The organism is Paenarthrobacter sp. NPDC089988, from assembly GCF_044748465.1.
Lineage (GTDB): Bacteria > Actinomycetota > Actinomycetes > Actinomycetales > Micrococcaceae > Arthrobacter.
In genome coordinates this window covers 1-12,542 of the sequence record NZ_JBIVGD010000039.1, presented here as the reverse complement: position 1 = coordinate 12,542, position 12,542 = coordinate 1, and the positions used below count along the sequence as shown (strand labels likewise).

Annotated in this window: 14 protein-coding genes; 6 read left to right on the top strand and 8 right to left on the bottom strand. The window is 64.2% G+C overall.

The window, feature by feature from the left end:
- The first annotated feature begins 333 nt into the window (after nt 1-333).
- Nucleotides 334-747, top strand: coding sequence for a RidA family protein (locus tag ACIPV6_RS23505; RefSeq protein WP_400273207.1), 414 nt, complete (start codon nt 334-336; stop codon nt 745-747).
- 1 nt (nt 748) lies between these two features.
- On the opposite strand, the gene ACIPV6_RS23500 is transcribed toward ACIPV6_RS23505, so the two are convergent.
- From ACIPV6_RS23500 to ACIPV6_RS23490, 3 genes are read right to left on the bottom strand one after another with little or no spacing between them, the layout of a single operon-like run.
- Complete coding sequence (locus ACIPV6_RS23500; RefSeq protein ID WP_400273206.1) at nt 749-2,122, bottom strand: NAD(P)(+) transhydrogenase (Re/Si-specific) subunit beta; 1,374 nt, start codon at nt 2,120-2,122, stop codon at nt 749-751.
- A complete protein-coding gene (locus tag ACIPV6_RS23495) occupies nt 2,119-2,460 on the bottom strand; it encodes an NAD(P) transhydrogenase subunit alpha (protein WP_400273205.1) in 342 nt (113 codons plus the stop codon). The genes ACIPV6_RS23500 and ACIPV6_RS23495 overlap by 4 nt, the downstream gene beginning before the upstream one ends.
- Complete coding sequence (locus ACIPV6_RS23490; RefSeq protein WP_400273204.1) at nt 2,460-3,653, bottom strand: NAD(P) transhydrogenase subunit alpha; 1,194 nt, start codon at nt 3,651-3,653, stop codon at nt 2,460-2,462. Before ACIPV6_RS23490 ends, ACIPV6_RS23495 begins: the two co-directional genes overlap by 1 nt.
- Before the next feature lie 187 nt (nt 3,654-3,840).
- On the opposite strand from ACIPV6_RS23490, the gene ACIPV6_RS23485 reads away from it, so the two are divergent.
- Complete coding sequence (locus tag ACIPV6_RS23485) at nt 3,841-4,452, top strand: NADPH-dependent FMN reductase (RefSeq protein ID WP_400273203.1); 612 nt, start codon at nt 3,841-3,843, stop codon at nt 4,450-4,452.
- Between the two features lie 114 nt (nt 4,453-4,566).
- Entirely contained in the window at nt 4,567-4,956 is a 390-nt protein-coding gene (locus tag ACIPV6_RS23480; protein WP_400273202.1) for a hypothetical protein, read from the top strand.
- Here the strand turns inward: ACIPV6_RS23480 and ACIPV6_RS23475 are convergent.
- Nucleotides 4,953-5,639 carry an HAD family hydrolase gene (locus ACIPV6_RS23475; RefSeq protein WP_400273201.1) on the bottom strand — a complete coding sequence of 229 codons (687 nt, stop codon included), beginning with the start codon at nt 5,637-5,639 and terminating at the stop codon, nt 4,953-4,955. The two genes, ACIPV6_RS23480 and ACIPV6_RS23475, sit on opposite strands and share 4 nt — an antisense overlap.
- A complete protein-coding gene (locus ACIPV6_RS23470; protein WP_400273200.1) occupies nt 5,639-5,905 on the bottom strand; it encodes a hypothetical protein in 267 nt (88 codons plus the stop codon). Before ACIPV6_RS23470 ends, ACIPV6_RS23475 begins: the two co-directional genes overlap by 1 nt.
- A 147-nt stretch (nt 5,906-6,052) precedes the next feature.
- Here ACIPV6_RS23470 and ACIPV6_RS23465 point away from each other — a divergent pair, with 147 nt between their 5' ends.
- The 3 genes from ACIPV6_RS23465 (at nt 6,053) to ACIPV6_RS23455 (ending at nt 9,358) form a co-directional block, all read left to right on the top strand.
- Entirely contained in the window at nt 6,053-6,694 is a 642-nt protein-coding gene (locus ACIPV6_RS23465) for an NADPH-dependent F420 reductase (RefSeq protein WP_400273199.1), read from the top strand.
- Between the two features lie 125 nt (nt 6,695-6,819).
- Complete coding sequence (locus ACIPV6_RS23460; protein ID WP_400273198.1) at nt 6,820-8,463, top strand: phytoene desaturase family protein; 1,644 nt, start codon at nt 6,820-6,822, stop codon at nt 8,461-8,463.
- Nucleotides 8,464-8,584: 121 nt separating this feature from the next.
- Nucleotides 8,585-9,358, top strand: a complete 774-nt coding sequence (locus tag ACIPV6_RS23455) for a VOC family protein (protein ID WP_400273197.1) — start codon at nt 8,585-8,587, stop codon at nt 9,356-9,358.
- A gap of 150 nt (nt 9,359-9,508) precedes the next feature.
- Here ACIPV6_RS23455 and ACIPV6_RS23450 read toward each other — a convergent pair whose 3' ends face one another.
- From ACIPV6_RS23450 to ACIPV6_RS23440, 3 genes are all read right to left on the bottom strand, one after another.
- Nucleotides 9,509-10,408, bottom strand: coding sequence for a PaaX family transcriptional regulator C-terminal domain-containing protein (locus ACIPV6_RS23450; protein WP_400273196.1), 900 nt, complete (start codon nt 10,406-10,408; stop codon nt 9,509-9,511).
- A 103-nt stretch (nt 10,409-10,511) separates the two neighbouring features.
- Nucleotides 10,512-10,895 carry a hypothetical protein gene (locus ACIPV6_RS23445; protein ID WP_400273195.1) on the bottom strand — a complete coding sequence of 128 codons (384 nt, stop codon included), beginning with the start codon at nt 10,893-10,895 and terminating at the stop codon, nt 10,512-10,514.
- A gap of 94 nt (nt 10,896-10,989) precedes the next feature.
- Nucleotides 10,990-12,102, bottom strand: a complete 1,113-nt coding sequence (locus tag ACIPV6_RS23440) for an EAL domain-containing protein (protein ID WP_400273194.1) — start codon at nt 12,100-12,102, stop codon at nt 10,990-10,992.
- Nucleotides 12,103-12,542 lie beyond the last annotated feature (440 nt).

Sequence of the window (12,542 nt, the reverse complement as noted above, 5' to 3'; positions counted from 1 at the left end):
TGATGGGAGGCATCGGATTGCCGAGCAAGTGTTGTGAGCGTCTGCGCGCCCAGATCAAAAACAGCCATACAAAAGGCCCCCAATAGCCCTCGAAAACAAACCCACCAAAACTGTGGGTGCCCGCGACCGGAAATGGCCGCGCAGCCGGGGACATTGTGAACACACAAAAACGCCTCTAGGTGGCGAAAAAGGCTCTCCCTAGACCGAAACGAGGGAAATTAGGTGGCAAAAACCAAAAATTAGGTGCTGCGAAAAATCACCTAGGTGGCGGCCGGGAACCGGCAGACTACTATGACGCCAGAACCCACGCGACCATCCAGCAAGGAGACAACCATGGCGAATGCCATCGACCTCATTCGATCAGCACATCTCAGTTCGATCGCCGAGTATGCCTACGCGTCGACCGTTCCCAGCGGCATGCGGTTCATTTTCCTGGCTGGCTCCTGCCCGCTGAACGAAGACGGAACCACCGCCGGCGTTGGGGACTACCGCTTGCAAGCAGAAAAGGCGATCGAAAACATGGTGGTTGCGTTGGAAGCCGCCGGGGCAGGGATCAAGGATGTCGTCGCCACCAGGGTGTTGGTGGCATCGTCCCAGCAATCCGACCTAGTCTCCGTCTGGCACGTTGTCCGCGAAGCTTTCGGCGATCACGACGTTCCCAGCACACTCTTGGGTGTCACCGTGCTGGGATACACGGACCAACTCGTGGAAATAGAGGCTACCGCCGCCGTGCGGGACGAAGCCTGAGCTACAGCGCCTTCACCGCCCCGAGGACCTTGGTCAGCGAATCCTTCGCATCCCCGAACAGCAGCGTGGTCTGTGGCTCATAGAGCAGGTCGTTCTCGATGCCAGCGAATCCGGGGCGCATGGAGCGTTTGAGGAACACCACTTGCCTGGCATCAGCGACCTCCAGGATGGGCATCCCGTAGATGGGCGAACCGGACGTGGTCTTGGCGGCCGGATTCACCACGTCGTTGGCGCCCACTACCAGGGCGACGTCGGCAGTCTTGAACTCCGAGTTGATGTCGCCCATTTCCTTCAACGATTCGTAAGGCACATTCGCCTCGGCCAGCAGCACGTTCATGTGCCCGGGCATGCGTCCGGCCACGGGATGGATCGCGAAATCGACTTCTGTCCCACGGGATTCCAATGCCAGGGCAAGCTCCGCTGCTGTGTGCTGCCCTTGGGCCACCGCCAAGCCATAGCCGGGAACGATGATCACCCGCTGCGCGTAGCCAAGGAGCACCGCAACGTCCTCCGCGCTGGACGAGCGCACCGGACGCTCGCTCACCGCGGTGGATCCCGCCGTCGAACCTCCCTTAAAGGCGCCAAACAGGATGCCGGCCACGCTGCGACCCATCGCAGCTGCCATGGCCCTGGTGAGGATGGTGCCCGAGGCTCCCACCAAGGTTCCGGCGACAACCAGCAACACGTTCCCCAGCACCACTCCGGAGGCGGCCACCGCCAGGCCGGTGAAGGCGTTCAGGAGCGAGATGACGATCGGCACATCGGCACCACCCACAGGCAAAACCAGCAGCACGCCGGCCGCAAGCCCGAGCACGAGCAGCACAATCGCCCACCCCGGCGCGCCACTGACGATCACCACCACACCCGCAGCGATAGCCGCCAGCAACACCATAGCCATCAGCACCGGCAGCCCAGGGAACGTCACGGGCCGCGTGGTCATGAGGCCCTGCAGCTTGGCGAACGTGACTGCCGAACCGGCGAAGGAAACAGCACCCACCAGCAGGGTGAACACGATGGCAAGGCGCACCCATGGGTCCTCGGTGTGAGGCAGCTCCAACAGGGCAACCAACGCCGCGGCGCCGCCGCCAACGCCGTTGAACAACGCCACGAGCTGCGGCATCTGCGTCATCTGCACCCGCCGGGCAACGGGCGCAGCCACCCCGGAACCCACCACGATCGCGCCGAGGATCCACGGGATGTTGTCCAGTTTTACGGACACAAAGACGGTCACCACTGCCAGCAACGCTCCGAACGCGCCGATGAGATTCCCGCGTCGGGCGGTCCGCGGCGAACTGAGTCCTTTGAGGGCGAGGATGAAGCACGCCGCGGCAGCCAAGTAGAGGAGCGCAGTCCAGGTGGGGTCCAAGAGCGTCACCGGCTACGCTCCTCGACGGCCCGGCCCGCCTTGCCGCCGGAGTTAACGTCCGACGGCGGCCGCTGCCTTCCGCGGAACATCTCCAGCATGCGGTCGGTCACCACGAAGCCGCCCACCAGGTTGGCCGTTGCGAGGACCACCGCGAGGAGCGCCACCACCAGGACCCACGGCTCTGACGCCTGCCCGGCAACGATGATCGCTCCCACCAGGATGATCCCGTGGATCGCGTTAGCCCCGGACATCAGCGGCGTGTGCAGGGTGCTGGACACTTTGGAGACCACCTCGAACCCCACGAAGACCGCCAGCACGGTGATTGTCAGCAGGCTCATGCCATCCATCAATGCGCTCCTTCTGTCCCGTGGGTTGACGCTTCAGCAGCCGTCTCTCCGGCGAGCGCAGCGAGTGCATCCGCCGTGGGCGCATGCCTGATGACGCCGTCGTGCGTTAAACAGGTGCCCGCCACCACCTCATCGGAAAAGTCGGGCGCAACCACGCCGTCCTTGGTCATCAGGGCGATCAGGTTGGCGACGTTCTTCGCGTAGAGCCGGGACGCGTCGGCAGGCATGGCGGACGCGGGGTCCTTGAGGCCCACCAGGGTGATGGTGCCTTGACCGTCGGCGGTTGGGATGTGGAGGTCCTGCCCGGGAATGACGCCCTCGACGTTGCCTCCGGACTCCGCCGCGAGGTCCACAACCACCGAACCGGCACGCATGCCCTGGACCATGTCCCGGCTGACGAGCATCGGCGCCCTCCGCCCGGGGACAGCTGCGGTGGTGATCAGCACGTCGGCCTGGGCAACGTGCGGGGTGAGCAATGCGCGCTGCAACGCGCCCCTGTCAGCGCTGAGTTCACGCGCGTATCCGCCGGAAGCCTCGGCCGTTTCGAGGTCGAGTTTGATGAAGGTTCCGCCCATGGACGCCACCTCGTCGGCCGACGCAGGACGGATGTCGTTGGCTGAGACGCGGGCCCCGAGACGCTTGGCTGTTCCGATGGCCTGCAACCCGGCGACACCCGCGCCCAGGACGAGCACCCTGGCAGGCGGGATGGTCCCGGCGGCGGTCATGTAGAGCGGGAAGAACCGGGGCAAGCGCATGGCGGCTTCCAGCACGCAGCGGTACCCCGCCACGAGCGCCTGTGACGTGAGCGCATCCATCGACTGGGCCCGGGAAATACGCGGAACCAGTTCCAGGGCAAACGAAGTGATGCCACCTGTGGCGAGCGCGCGGACAGTAGGCAACTCCGACGACGGCGACCCCAACCCCACCGTGACGGTTCCCCGGCGGAGGGCTCCCGCCGTCGTCGGGTCCAAGGGGCGCACGTGGCAGTAAATATCGAGTGTCCCGAGGTCCAAGGAGGGAACCAAAGTGGCGCCGGCGGCACGGTAGTCATCGTCGCTGTGGCCGGAAGCGGCACCGGCTCCTGACTCGACCTCCACAGCCAGGCCCAACGCCACCAATTGCTTGACCGTTTCCGGTGTGGCCGCCACCCGCCGCTCGCCGTCGAGCGTCTCGCGTGCAATGCCTGCTTTCACCCGCCACCCCTTCCAGGAACCGGCCCAGAACTCAGTTGCCACGAGTTTATGCACGTGGGAGGGGCGGCGGTAGTAGGGGGCTGCGCTATGTGCGCAACTGAATTAGGGTCGAACGTGAGCCGGGGCAACCAGCCTCCGCACCGTCGTCGAGCCGGCTCCGGCCGTGCCGTCGGGAAGGAACGCCGCCATGGACACATTCAAGATCGGCTATTTCGTAGGAAGCCTCTCAAGCACCTCCATCAACCGGACCCTCTCCAAGGCGCTGATCAGCGTGGCGCCGCCCGAACTGGAATTCCATGAGATCGAAATCAAGGACCTGCCGCTGTACAGCTCCGATTACGACGCCGATTTCCCGCCCGCAGGCAAGGCACTGAAGGACGCGATTGCAGCGTCGGACGGCATCCTCTTCGTCTCCCCCGAGTACAACCGCTCCATCCCCGGGGCGCTGAAAAACGCCATCGACTGGGGTTCAAGGCCCTGGGGCACCAACTCCTTCGCGCGGAAGCCCACGGGGATCATCGGAGCTTCGCCAGGCGGCATCGGCACCGCGGTGATGCAGTCGTCCATGCGCAGCGTGTTGAGCTTCCTCGATGCGCCGCAGCTGAACGCTCCGGAAGCTTACATCCGCTTCGTCGCAGACGCTTACGACGCCGATGGGACAGTTAAGGACGAAGGCACCGCCGCGCTGCTGCGTCACTATATGGAGGAGTACAGCGCTTTCGTCCAGCGCGTGCTGGCGGCCAACGCACCCGGCCACATTGGCGACAGGGAGCCTGACTCGAACAAATTGAACCGCTAGTTCCCAGCCGGGGATGCCGTGGACATCCGGCATCCCCGGACTTTTTTCCTAATAATCAGTATACTTATTACTATGAACATCCTCGACTGAACGAGCCCCTGAAAAGGAGAAACGATGCTTCGTAGATTAGCCCCGACCGTCCTTGCACTGACACTGCTTTCCGGATCCCTGCTCTCGGTGGGCGCCGCCCAAGCGGCCGCCCCCGGCTCGGTCTCCGGCACAATATCAGCAACGACGCCCACCCCGTCACCTGCCTCGAGCACCCCATCGGGTCCGTCAACGCAGACGCCAACCAACCCCGCACCATCACAAGGGGCGTCAGAGACCCCCAACCCGGCGGGCAGCGGCCCGGCAAACCCAGGCACCGGCGAGTCCGATCCACAGGAAGCGAACCGCACCAACGTGATTCCGTGGGTCCTGGGCGGAATTGCCGTGCTGATCATCATCGCCCTGATTATTTGGGCAGTCCGAGGACGCCGGCGCAGCGCCTACGAACGGCGCTAGCCAGCGGCCGCTTCCGCAGCGAGCCGTCCAATGGCACTGCGTTCGAGGTTCTCCAGGAGGTGCCGCGGATTGTCGTAGACCTCCGCGGCACCGGCCTCCCGGAGTTCCGCCTCACTGATTCCTCCGCAGGTCATGGCGATGGCGGGAACGCCGATACTGGAAGCCGCTTTGACGTCCCACACGGCATCACCCACGAACACCACGTCCTCCGGGCGCAGTTCCAGTTTCTCCAAGCAGGCCAACAGGATGTCCGGCGCGGGCTTGCTCTCCTGGGCATCGTTGGAGCTGGTCCACGCATCGATCGAGTCCCCGGCATCCAGGACACCCAGGCTCACGTCCAGGTCGCGTTGCTGGGCGGAGGAAGCCAGTCCAACAGCAAGGCCAGCGCCAGAGCAGGCGGCGAGGAGATCCCGGGCTGCGTCGAAGGCACGGAGTGCCGGCCAAAAGGTCGAGAACACGGCACCGTGGCTCGATTTCAGGGATTCCAGCAACTCATCGGAACAATCCGGAACCAGGTGCCTGACCAGCTTGTCCCCGCCCATGCCCACGCAACGGTGGATATCGGAGACCTGAACGTCCAGGCCCTCACGCCGGAACGCCTGCCACCATGCGAGCGCATGGAAATAGCTCGAATCGATGAGAGTGCCGTCGACGTCGAAGAGCACGCCCTTGGGCTTGGCCATCACTGCACCTCCACCTGCGCAGGAGCCGGCCCCGCCAGCGCCCGGTCCATCATGAATTCCTCGGATTCCAACAGCGCATACCGATCCGCTGAACCCTGGCGCAGCAGCCCTGTCCCCGCAACTTCGCGGAGGCTCTCCACGGCCTGTACCGCTTCGTCAACCGATGCGTAACGCCTGGACAGGCCCATCAGCGAGTCATCGCCATCCACCATCAGCACGCGGTAGCCCCCATCGGGCGCATCAACCAATTCCAAATGTCCAGCCATCCCAACCTCCTCGTTCCTGACAGCCCCAACAGCTTAGTAAGACTACTTAGTATATAGCCGGCGCGTGGGGCATCGGATTTTGCGTGGGGAACAGACATATTGCGTAACGCTGGAAATACGCGTCTGCAACTTCTTGTTGGACCCAGCATGACAACAATCGGAATCATCGGTGCAGGACATATTGGCAGCCAGGTTGCACGCAAGGCCGTGGAGCTGGGCTATGACGTCGTGATCAGCAATTCACGTGGTCCGGAAACCCTGACGGATCTCGTCGCCGAGCTGGGGCCGCGCGCCCGGGCTGCAACGGCAGCCGAGGCAGCAGCGGCGGGCGATTTCGCCGTCGTCACCGTTCCCCTCAAGGCCTACCGGGACATCCCGGTCGAGCCGCTCGAAGGCAAAATCGTGATCGACACCAACAACTACTACTGGGAGCGCGACGGTCGTATTCCCGAGCTCGACAAGGGCGAGGCCACCACCTCCGGGCTGCTCCAGAAGCACCTCCCCACCTCCAAGGTGGCCAAGGGCTTCAACCACATCGCCGCCTCGGACATCACCAAGGACGGCACCCCAGCCGGCACGGAGAACCGCCGGGCACTGGCCACGGCCAGCGACTTCACGGAAGCCGCCGAGCTGGTCACCAAGCTGTATGACGAGTTCGGTTTCGACACCGTCAACGTCGGAACCCTCGATGAAAGCTGGCGCGTCGAGCGCGACCGCCCCGCGTACGTCGTCCGGCAGAACGCCGTCGAACTTCGCGAAAACCTCGCCAAGGCGACGCGCACCATCTGAGAAACTGCACGACGGCGGGCAAGCGGCTTACGCTTGCCCGCCACCCTTGCTTCGCAAGACCAAGCATCGCTTACTTTAGAGAGTTATTTCAGTAAGTAACACCATTGCATGGCTACTCTCGCCACATGGAAAACACACACTTCGACGCCGTCATTGTTGGCGGCGGCCACAACGGATTGACCGCAGCCGCGTACCTGGCCCGGGCCGGCAAGAGCGTCGCCGTCCTGGAACGCGACCACCACTTTGGTGGCGCCGCCATCTCGGCCACCGCCTTCAAGGGACTGGACGCCCGGCTCTCACGGTACTCGTACCTCGTCAGCCTGTTCCCGCAGCGCATCATCGGCGAACTCGGCCTGGACATCGCCCTGGCCCGGCGCCGCTACTCCTCCTACACGCCCAGCCCTGGCAACACCGAAACAGGCTTGCTGATCGACGGTGGCGATCCCAGCGCCAGCCGCGAATCCTTTGCACGCGTTGGCGCCGAAGCCGACTTCGATGCTTTGGAAGGCTTCTACGCGGACACCGAAAAGCTGGCCAGGGCCCTGTTCCCCACGGTCTGCGATCCGCTCCCCACTCGGTCCGAAGCCCGCGAACTGGTGGGCGACGAGCAGTTGTGGAACGACTTCATCGAGAAACCCCTGGGCGACGTCATCACCAGCCGCCTCTCCGACGACCTGGTGCGTGGCCTCGTCGCCACGGATGGACTTATCGGCACCTTCACCTCCCTGGACGACCCCTCGCTGGACGCCAACCGTTGTTTCCTCTACCACGTGATTGGCAACGGAACCGGCGACTGGGACATCCCCTTGGGCGGAATGGGTTCCGTGACGCGCGAACTGGAACGGGCCGCCCGCGAGGCCGGTGCCGTACTGGTTTCCGGCGCTGAGGTCACAGCCCTGTCCGACGACGGCAAGGTCACCTTCCAGCGTGGCGGCGCCGAGGAAGTCTTCACGGGCCAACGGATCCTGGCCAATGTCTCGCCGTGGGTGCTTCAGGGACTCCTGCCGACGGGCGTTGGCGGGGTTGGCGGGGTTGGCGGCCCAGTGGAACGCCCTGAGGGCGCCCAAATCAAGGTCAACCTGCTCCTGAGCCGGCTTCCCAAGCTTCGCGACACCTCCGTGGCACCCGAGGCCGCTTTCGGTGGAACCTTCCACATCAACGAACGCTATGGGCAACTCGAAGCCGCCTACAGGACGGCCGAAGGTGGCGGCATCCCCTCCCCTTTGCCTTGTGAAATCTACTGCCACTCCCTCACCGATCCCAGCATCCTTTCCGACGATCTGGTGGCCGCCGGCGCGCAAACGCTCACCGTGTTTGGCCTGCACACCCCGGACCGGCTGGTCACCGAGGAGAACAACGATCGCGTTCGCGCGGAACTCCAAGCCGCGGTATTGGCCTCGCTCAATTCCGTCCTGGCCGAACCGATCGAGGATTTGCTGCTGACCGATGCCGACGGCAAGCCCTGTATCGAGGCAAAGACCACGCTGGACCTGGAGCGTGCCCTGAACATGACCGGTGGCAACATCTTCCACGCCAAACTGCAATGGCCGTTCCTTGACGACGACGAGCCGCGAAACTCCGCGGCTCAGCGCTGGGGCGTCGCTACGGGCCATGAGAGGGTCTTCCTGTGCGGGGCAGGCGCAAGGCGTGGCGGCGGAGTCAGTGGGCTGGGCGGACACAACGCGGCCATGGCAGTCCTGGAGGAGCTGGACAACGAGGAGTTGGACAGCGAGGAATTGAAAAACCAGGAGTTGGAAAACCAGCACTGAAACCGTGACACGAATCGGGTCCGGCGCCTACATGATGGGTGGCTGCCTCTCCAGACCATGCGCGTGGGCTTTCCCGGGGAGGCAGCCATCCACATGAGAACGCCAACTCCGAGGAGTCACCATGTCCACCAAGATTTCCAAATGGCCGGCCGGAACGCCCATGTGGGTTGACCTGTCCGTTGACGACGTGGGGGCGGCCAAGTCGTTTTACACCAAGCTGTTTGGGTGGGACTACCTCACTGGCGAGGGTGATTACCTTCTGGCCCACATTGGCGGCCACGCCGTGGCCGGCCTCGGCCCCAAGCTGGATCCCGCCCATCCCACGGCATGGACCACATATTTGGCCTCCGACAACGTCGATGCCAGCGCCGAGTTGATCAAGGCGGCCGGAGGGCAACTGCTGGTTCCGCCATTCGACGTCATGGATTCCGGACGCATGGCCGTAGCTGCGGACAGCGTGGGGGCGGCCTTTGGCGTATGGCAGGCCGGAAACCACATAGGCGCAGAACGCTTCAATGAGCACGGCTCCCTCTGCTGGAATGAACTCCACACCCACGACTACGCCTCGGCCAGGGCTTTCTATGCTGAGGTGTTCGGCTTTGCCTACCACGACGTGGACGGCGAGGACATGGTCTACTCCACGTGCCTGCGCGCCACTGACGGACGCGAAGTGGCCGGCATGCACTACGACACCGAACTCCCGGAGACCATGCCGGATTACTGGCTGACGTGGTTTGCCAGCGACGATGTTGCCGCTACGGCCTGCCAGGCTGAGCAACTCGGCGCGTCCCTGCTGATGCCGGTTTCCTCGACGCCATTCGGTCGGATGGCCATCGTGGAAGGCTTGCAAGGGGACGTCTTCGGGGTCATCGCGGTAGCACCAGCCAACAGCTGAACCGTCTGCGTGCCGCAGCGACCTACTTTGGACTGCAGCCCCCGCGACACGCCGCAAGAATGCCCTCCGCGGCCTCCGCGAGGCTCAAAGTAGGTCGTCGGGGTACACCTTCCTGCCCCCGCAGACCGTGGCGCGTACCGCCGTCGGGCCCTAACCCAACTTCAGTGCAGCGGAATCCTGGCTGGCCGCCGGATCCATGGCCCCGGTGATGACGTCGTGGGCGAACTCAGCGGCAAGCGGCGCGGCCATCCGGTGTACGGACTGGAAGATCCTCCGGACGGCGGGGCCATGCCAATCCGCAGGCAGGTAGTCCGCGGGAAGGTTGGGATCTTTGTAGGGGAACCTGCGCCACATGGTGAGCATCGGGATGTAGTAGCGGAACGCGTCCCTGCGTACTTCCTCCGTAGCCTCGGCCGACTGGCCCCCAAGACGCCCGGACCAGTCCTGCTCGGCATTCCCGTACAACTCAAGGAACTCCGTGAACTCTTCGTCGAGCTCCTTGAGGTCCCACCACTCGGCAATCTTGGGCCGCATGGGGCCATCGAAAACGTAGTCGCTGCGGAACAGGTCCACGAACTCGATCAGCCCGCTGGCGGTGAGCCGCTCCTTGGCCTGGTCCAGCTTGTGGGCGGGCGCGATCCACACTCCGGACGCCACGGAGCCGAAGCCCAACCCGGTCAAGGCCGAGCGCAACTGGTGCCGGCGGTTCCGCATCGATTCGGGCACGGAAAACACGGCCAGGACCCACGTATCCACCGGCGCGGGCTGCTCGGGAGCGAAGATCCGCCGGTCACCCTCCCGGAACACGTCGCTGACGGACTCGGCAATCTTGTACTTGGCGATCCCGTCCTCGCGCACGCTTTTCAACACCCCTTTGGCCTTGAGCCTGGAGACGGACGAACGGACACCTGGCGCGTCGTAGCCAAGGGTTCCCAGCATGGAAATCAGCGCCGAAACCGGCAACGCGTCACCGGCGTTCCGGCCGTAGAGACCGAAAATCGTGACGAGCAGTTGCTGGTGGCGCACCGGAGGTGCCGGGACGGCGAACATCGAAAAGGGTCCTCATTTCCGCGCCCGGTCCGGGCGCCAGTCATGTTCATCATAGGGCGGAGACGGTCCCGTTCCCTGAAGACCACGACGGCGGCCGGCGTCGCTAGCCGCCCAGCGACAACACCAGGTAGAGCATGGCCAGGACCAGGGCCACAGGGGTCATGACAAACCGCTCGGGTCTGCTCCGTGAAATGGCATTCATCACCACTCCCACGCCAAAGTAGGCCGTCAACACCCAGCAAAAAACGGCCGTAAAGGGTTCGCTTACCAGCGCTGGCAGCAGGTGTGCTTTTGCGAGTGCCGTGTACCCGAAGAGGACGTAAAGCCCAATCGAGACGACGCTGCCGATCCGCAGCCTGCCTGGCAGGACGACATGCTGGCCGCCCCAGGCCAGCCTGCCCCACGGCACTCCTGCCGCCAGGGCGGCCTGGAAGATGGCCAAGCCCGCCAACACGATGCACGCCAAGACAGCGCAGAGTTGCTCCACGGCATGACAGTACCTTGCGGCAGGGCCCCTCACGTGAACCACGCGTGAACTGTAGGTTCTTCCGACTCGCCGGTGCAGGAACCCGGGCAGGCCGCTAGCCGACCGACTGAGCCTCGGGCTGGGAGTGCAGGGTCCACGAGGACCAGTCGAGCGGGTGCACTGACGGACGTCCCAGCAGGTAACCCTGGGCTGCGGCGACGTGTAGTTCCGTGGCTTCGCTCAGTTCGGCTTCGGTCTCGATGCCCTGCGCCACCACGGATGCACCGAGCTCCCTGGCCAGCTCAACAACTGCGCGGGCACGGATGCGTTGCCCCTCGGAGCTGTCGATGCCAGAGATCAGGTGGCGGTCCAGCTTGATGATGTCCGGACGCAATTCCTCGATCTTGTCCATGGAAACGAAACCCGCACCCGATGCGCTGACGGCGAGCCGCATGCCGCGTCGACGCAGCGGCCCAAAACCGTTCTCGCCCGCCAGGCCATCGGCTGACTCCAGGCTTCCAGTGAGTTCAATGACGATCCTCGACGGATCAAGGCGCGCCTCTTCCAGCAAGGCCCTGACACGGGGATCCCTGGAGGACTCCGGTGTGAGGTTGAAGGCCACGAACATGTCCTGGGGCATTTCCTCGGCAGCGGCCAGGGAACAGTGCAGGGCAGCGATCTCCAGCTCGGTACCAAGTCCGGCTTGGGACGCCTCGCGGAACCAGACGTCCGCCGCAGCGCCGTCCTGCTCCACGAAACGGATCAGGGCTTCAACGCCGATGACGTCTCCGGCGGGGATTTCATGGATGGGCTGGAAGGCCGTGAGCAGCAGCTTGTCCCGCAACACGGACTGGATACGTTTGCGTACTTCACTGTTGACCGGAACGGTCACCGTGTGCGGAGCGTCGGCCGACGCGCGGTTCAGGCTCATGGATTCCTGATGCCCCACGGACTCGTCCGGCACCACGACGCCGGTGCGGGTCTGGATCAGGTGCTCCAGCAGGACGCCCTTGGGATCGCCGGGATGCTCGACCAGCAGCTCCTGGAGGTTGTTGCGGGCCCATGCGCTGCGCGGATCGGACTCGCTGAGGATGTCCTTGATGATTTCCAGCGCCTGTTGACGCACACGGGCATCGTTGACAGGCGGGAGCGGTGGAGCCTGGACGGCGTCGTTCGCTGACGGTTCCATGGCACCACCAAAGGGAAAGGAGAGCCCACTTCTAGACATCGACAATTCCTTCAATGTGAACTTGTGCCGGCTGCGCCCAGTACACAACCAGCTACGCTTCGCTCCGCTGGCCCCCAAGGACGTCCCGGAACGGAGCAGCCCAGTCGAGCATCCGCGCAACCAGGCTTGTGACGAATCCTACAAGAGAATCCGGCGCACGTGGACCAAGCTGGCATTCGGCGGTCGCCGGGACGGCATTCGAAGCCCCACCCCCACGGACGCTCTCTCACGGAACGCCCCCTTTTTGCCGATCCTCTCTCACTTCCCACGGCCGGACCCGTGTGAAATGAGAGAGCGTCGGGCTTTATGGGGTGTTTGGTGAGAGAGCGTCGGGCTTTATGGGGTGTTTGGTGAGAGTGTCCCTATGTTTTTCGTCAAGCGGTTTTGGGTGTTTGGGCTTGGTAGAGGGTGCCGTCGCGGAGCATGGCGTAGAGGGTGTC

Bases quoted from the DNA above. Each gene is read 5' to 3' on its own strand.
- ACIPV6_RS23465 (WP_400273199.1), top strand. From the start codon at position 6,053: ATGACAACAATCGGAATCATCGGTGCAGGACATATTGGCAGCCAGGTT.
- ACIPV6_RS23485 (WP_400273203.1), top strand. From the start codon at position 3,841: ATGGACACATTCAAGATCGGCTATTTCGTAGGAAGCCTCTCAAGCACC.
- ACIPV6_RS23505 (WP_400273207.1), top strand. From the start codon at position 334: ATGGCGAATGCCATCGACCTCATTCGATCAGCACATCTCAGTTCGATC.
- ACIPV6_RS23495 (WP_400273205.1), bottom strand. From the start codon at position 2,460: ATGGATGGCATGAGCCTGCTGACAATCACCGTGCTGGCGGTCTTCGTG.
- ACIPV6_RS23440 (WP_400273194.1), bottom strand. From the start codon at position 12,102: ATGTCTAGAAGTGGGCTCTCCTTTCCCTTTGGTGGTGCCATGGAACCG.
- ACIPV6_RS23460 (WP_400273198.1), top strand. From the start codon at position 6,820: ATGGAAAACACACACTTCGACGCCGTCATTGTTGGCGGCGGCCACAAC.
- ACIPV6_RS23480 (WP_400273202.1), top strand. From the start codon at position 4,567: ATGCTTCGTAGATTAGCCCCGACCGTCCTTGCACTGACACTGCTTTCC.
- ACIPV6_RS23470 (WP_400273200.1), bottom strand. From the start codon at position 5,905: ATGGCTGGACATTTGGAATTGGTTGATGCGCCCGATGGGGGCTACCGC.
- ACIPV6_RS23450 (WP_400273196.1), bottom strand. From the start codon at position 10,408: ATGTTCGCCGTCCCGGCACCTCCGGTGCGCCACCAGCAACTGCTCGTC.
- ACIPV6_RS23475 (WP_400273201.1), bottom strand. From the start codon at position 5,639: ATGGCCAAGCCCAAGGGCGTGCTCTTCGACGTCGACGGCACTCTCATC.
- ACIPV6_RS23455 (WP_400273197.1), top strand. From the start codon at position 8,585: ATGTCCACCAAGATTTCCAAATGGCCGGCCGGAACGCCCATGTGGGTT.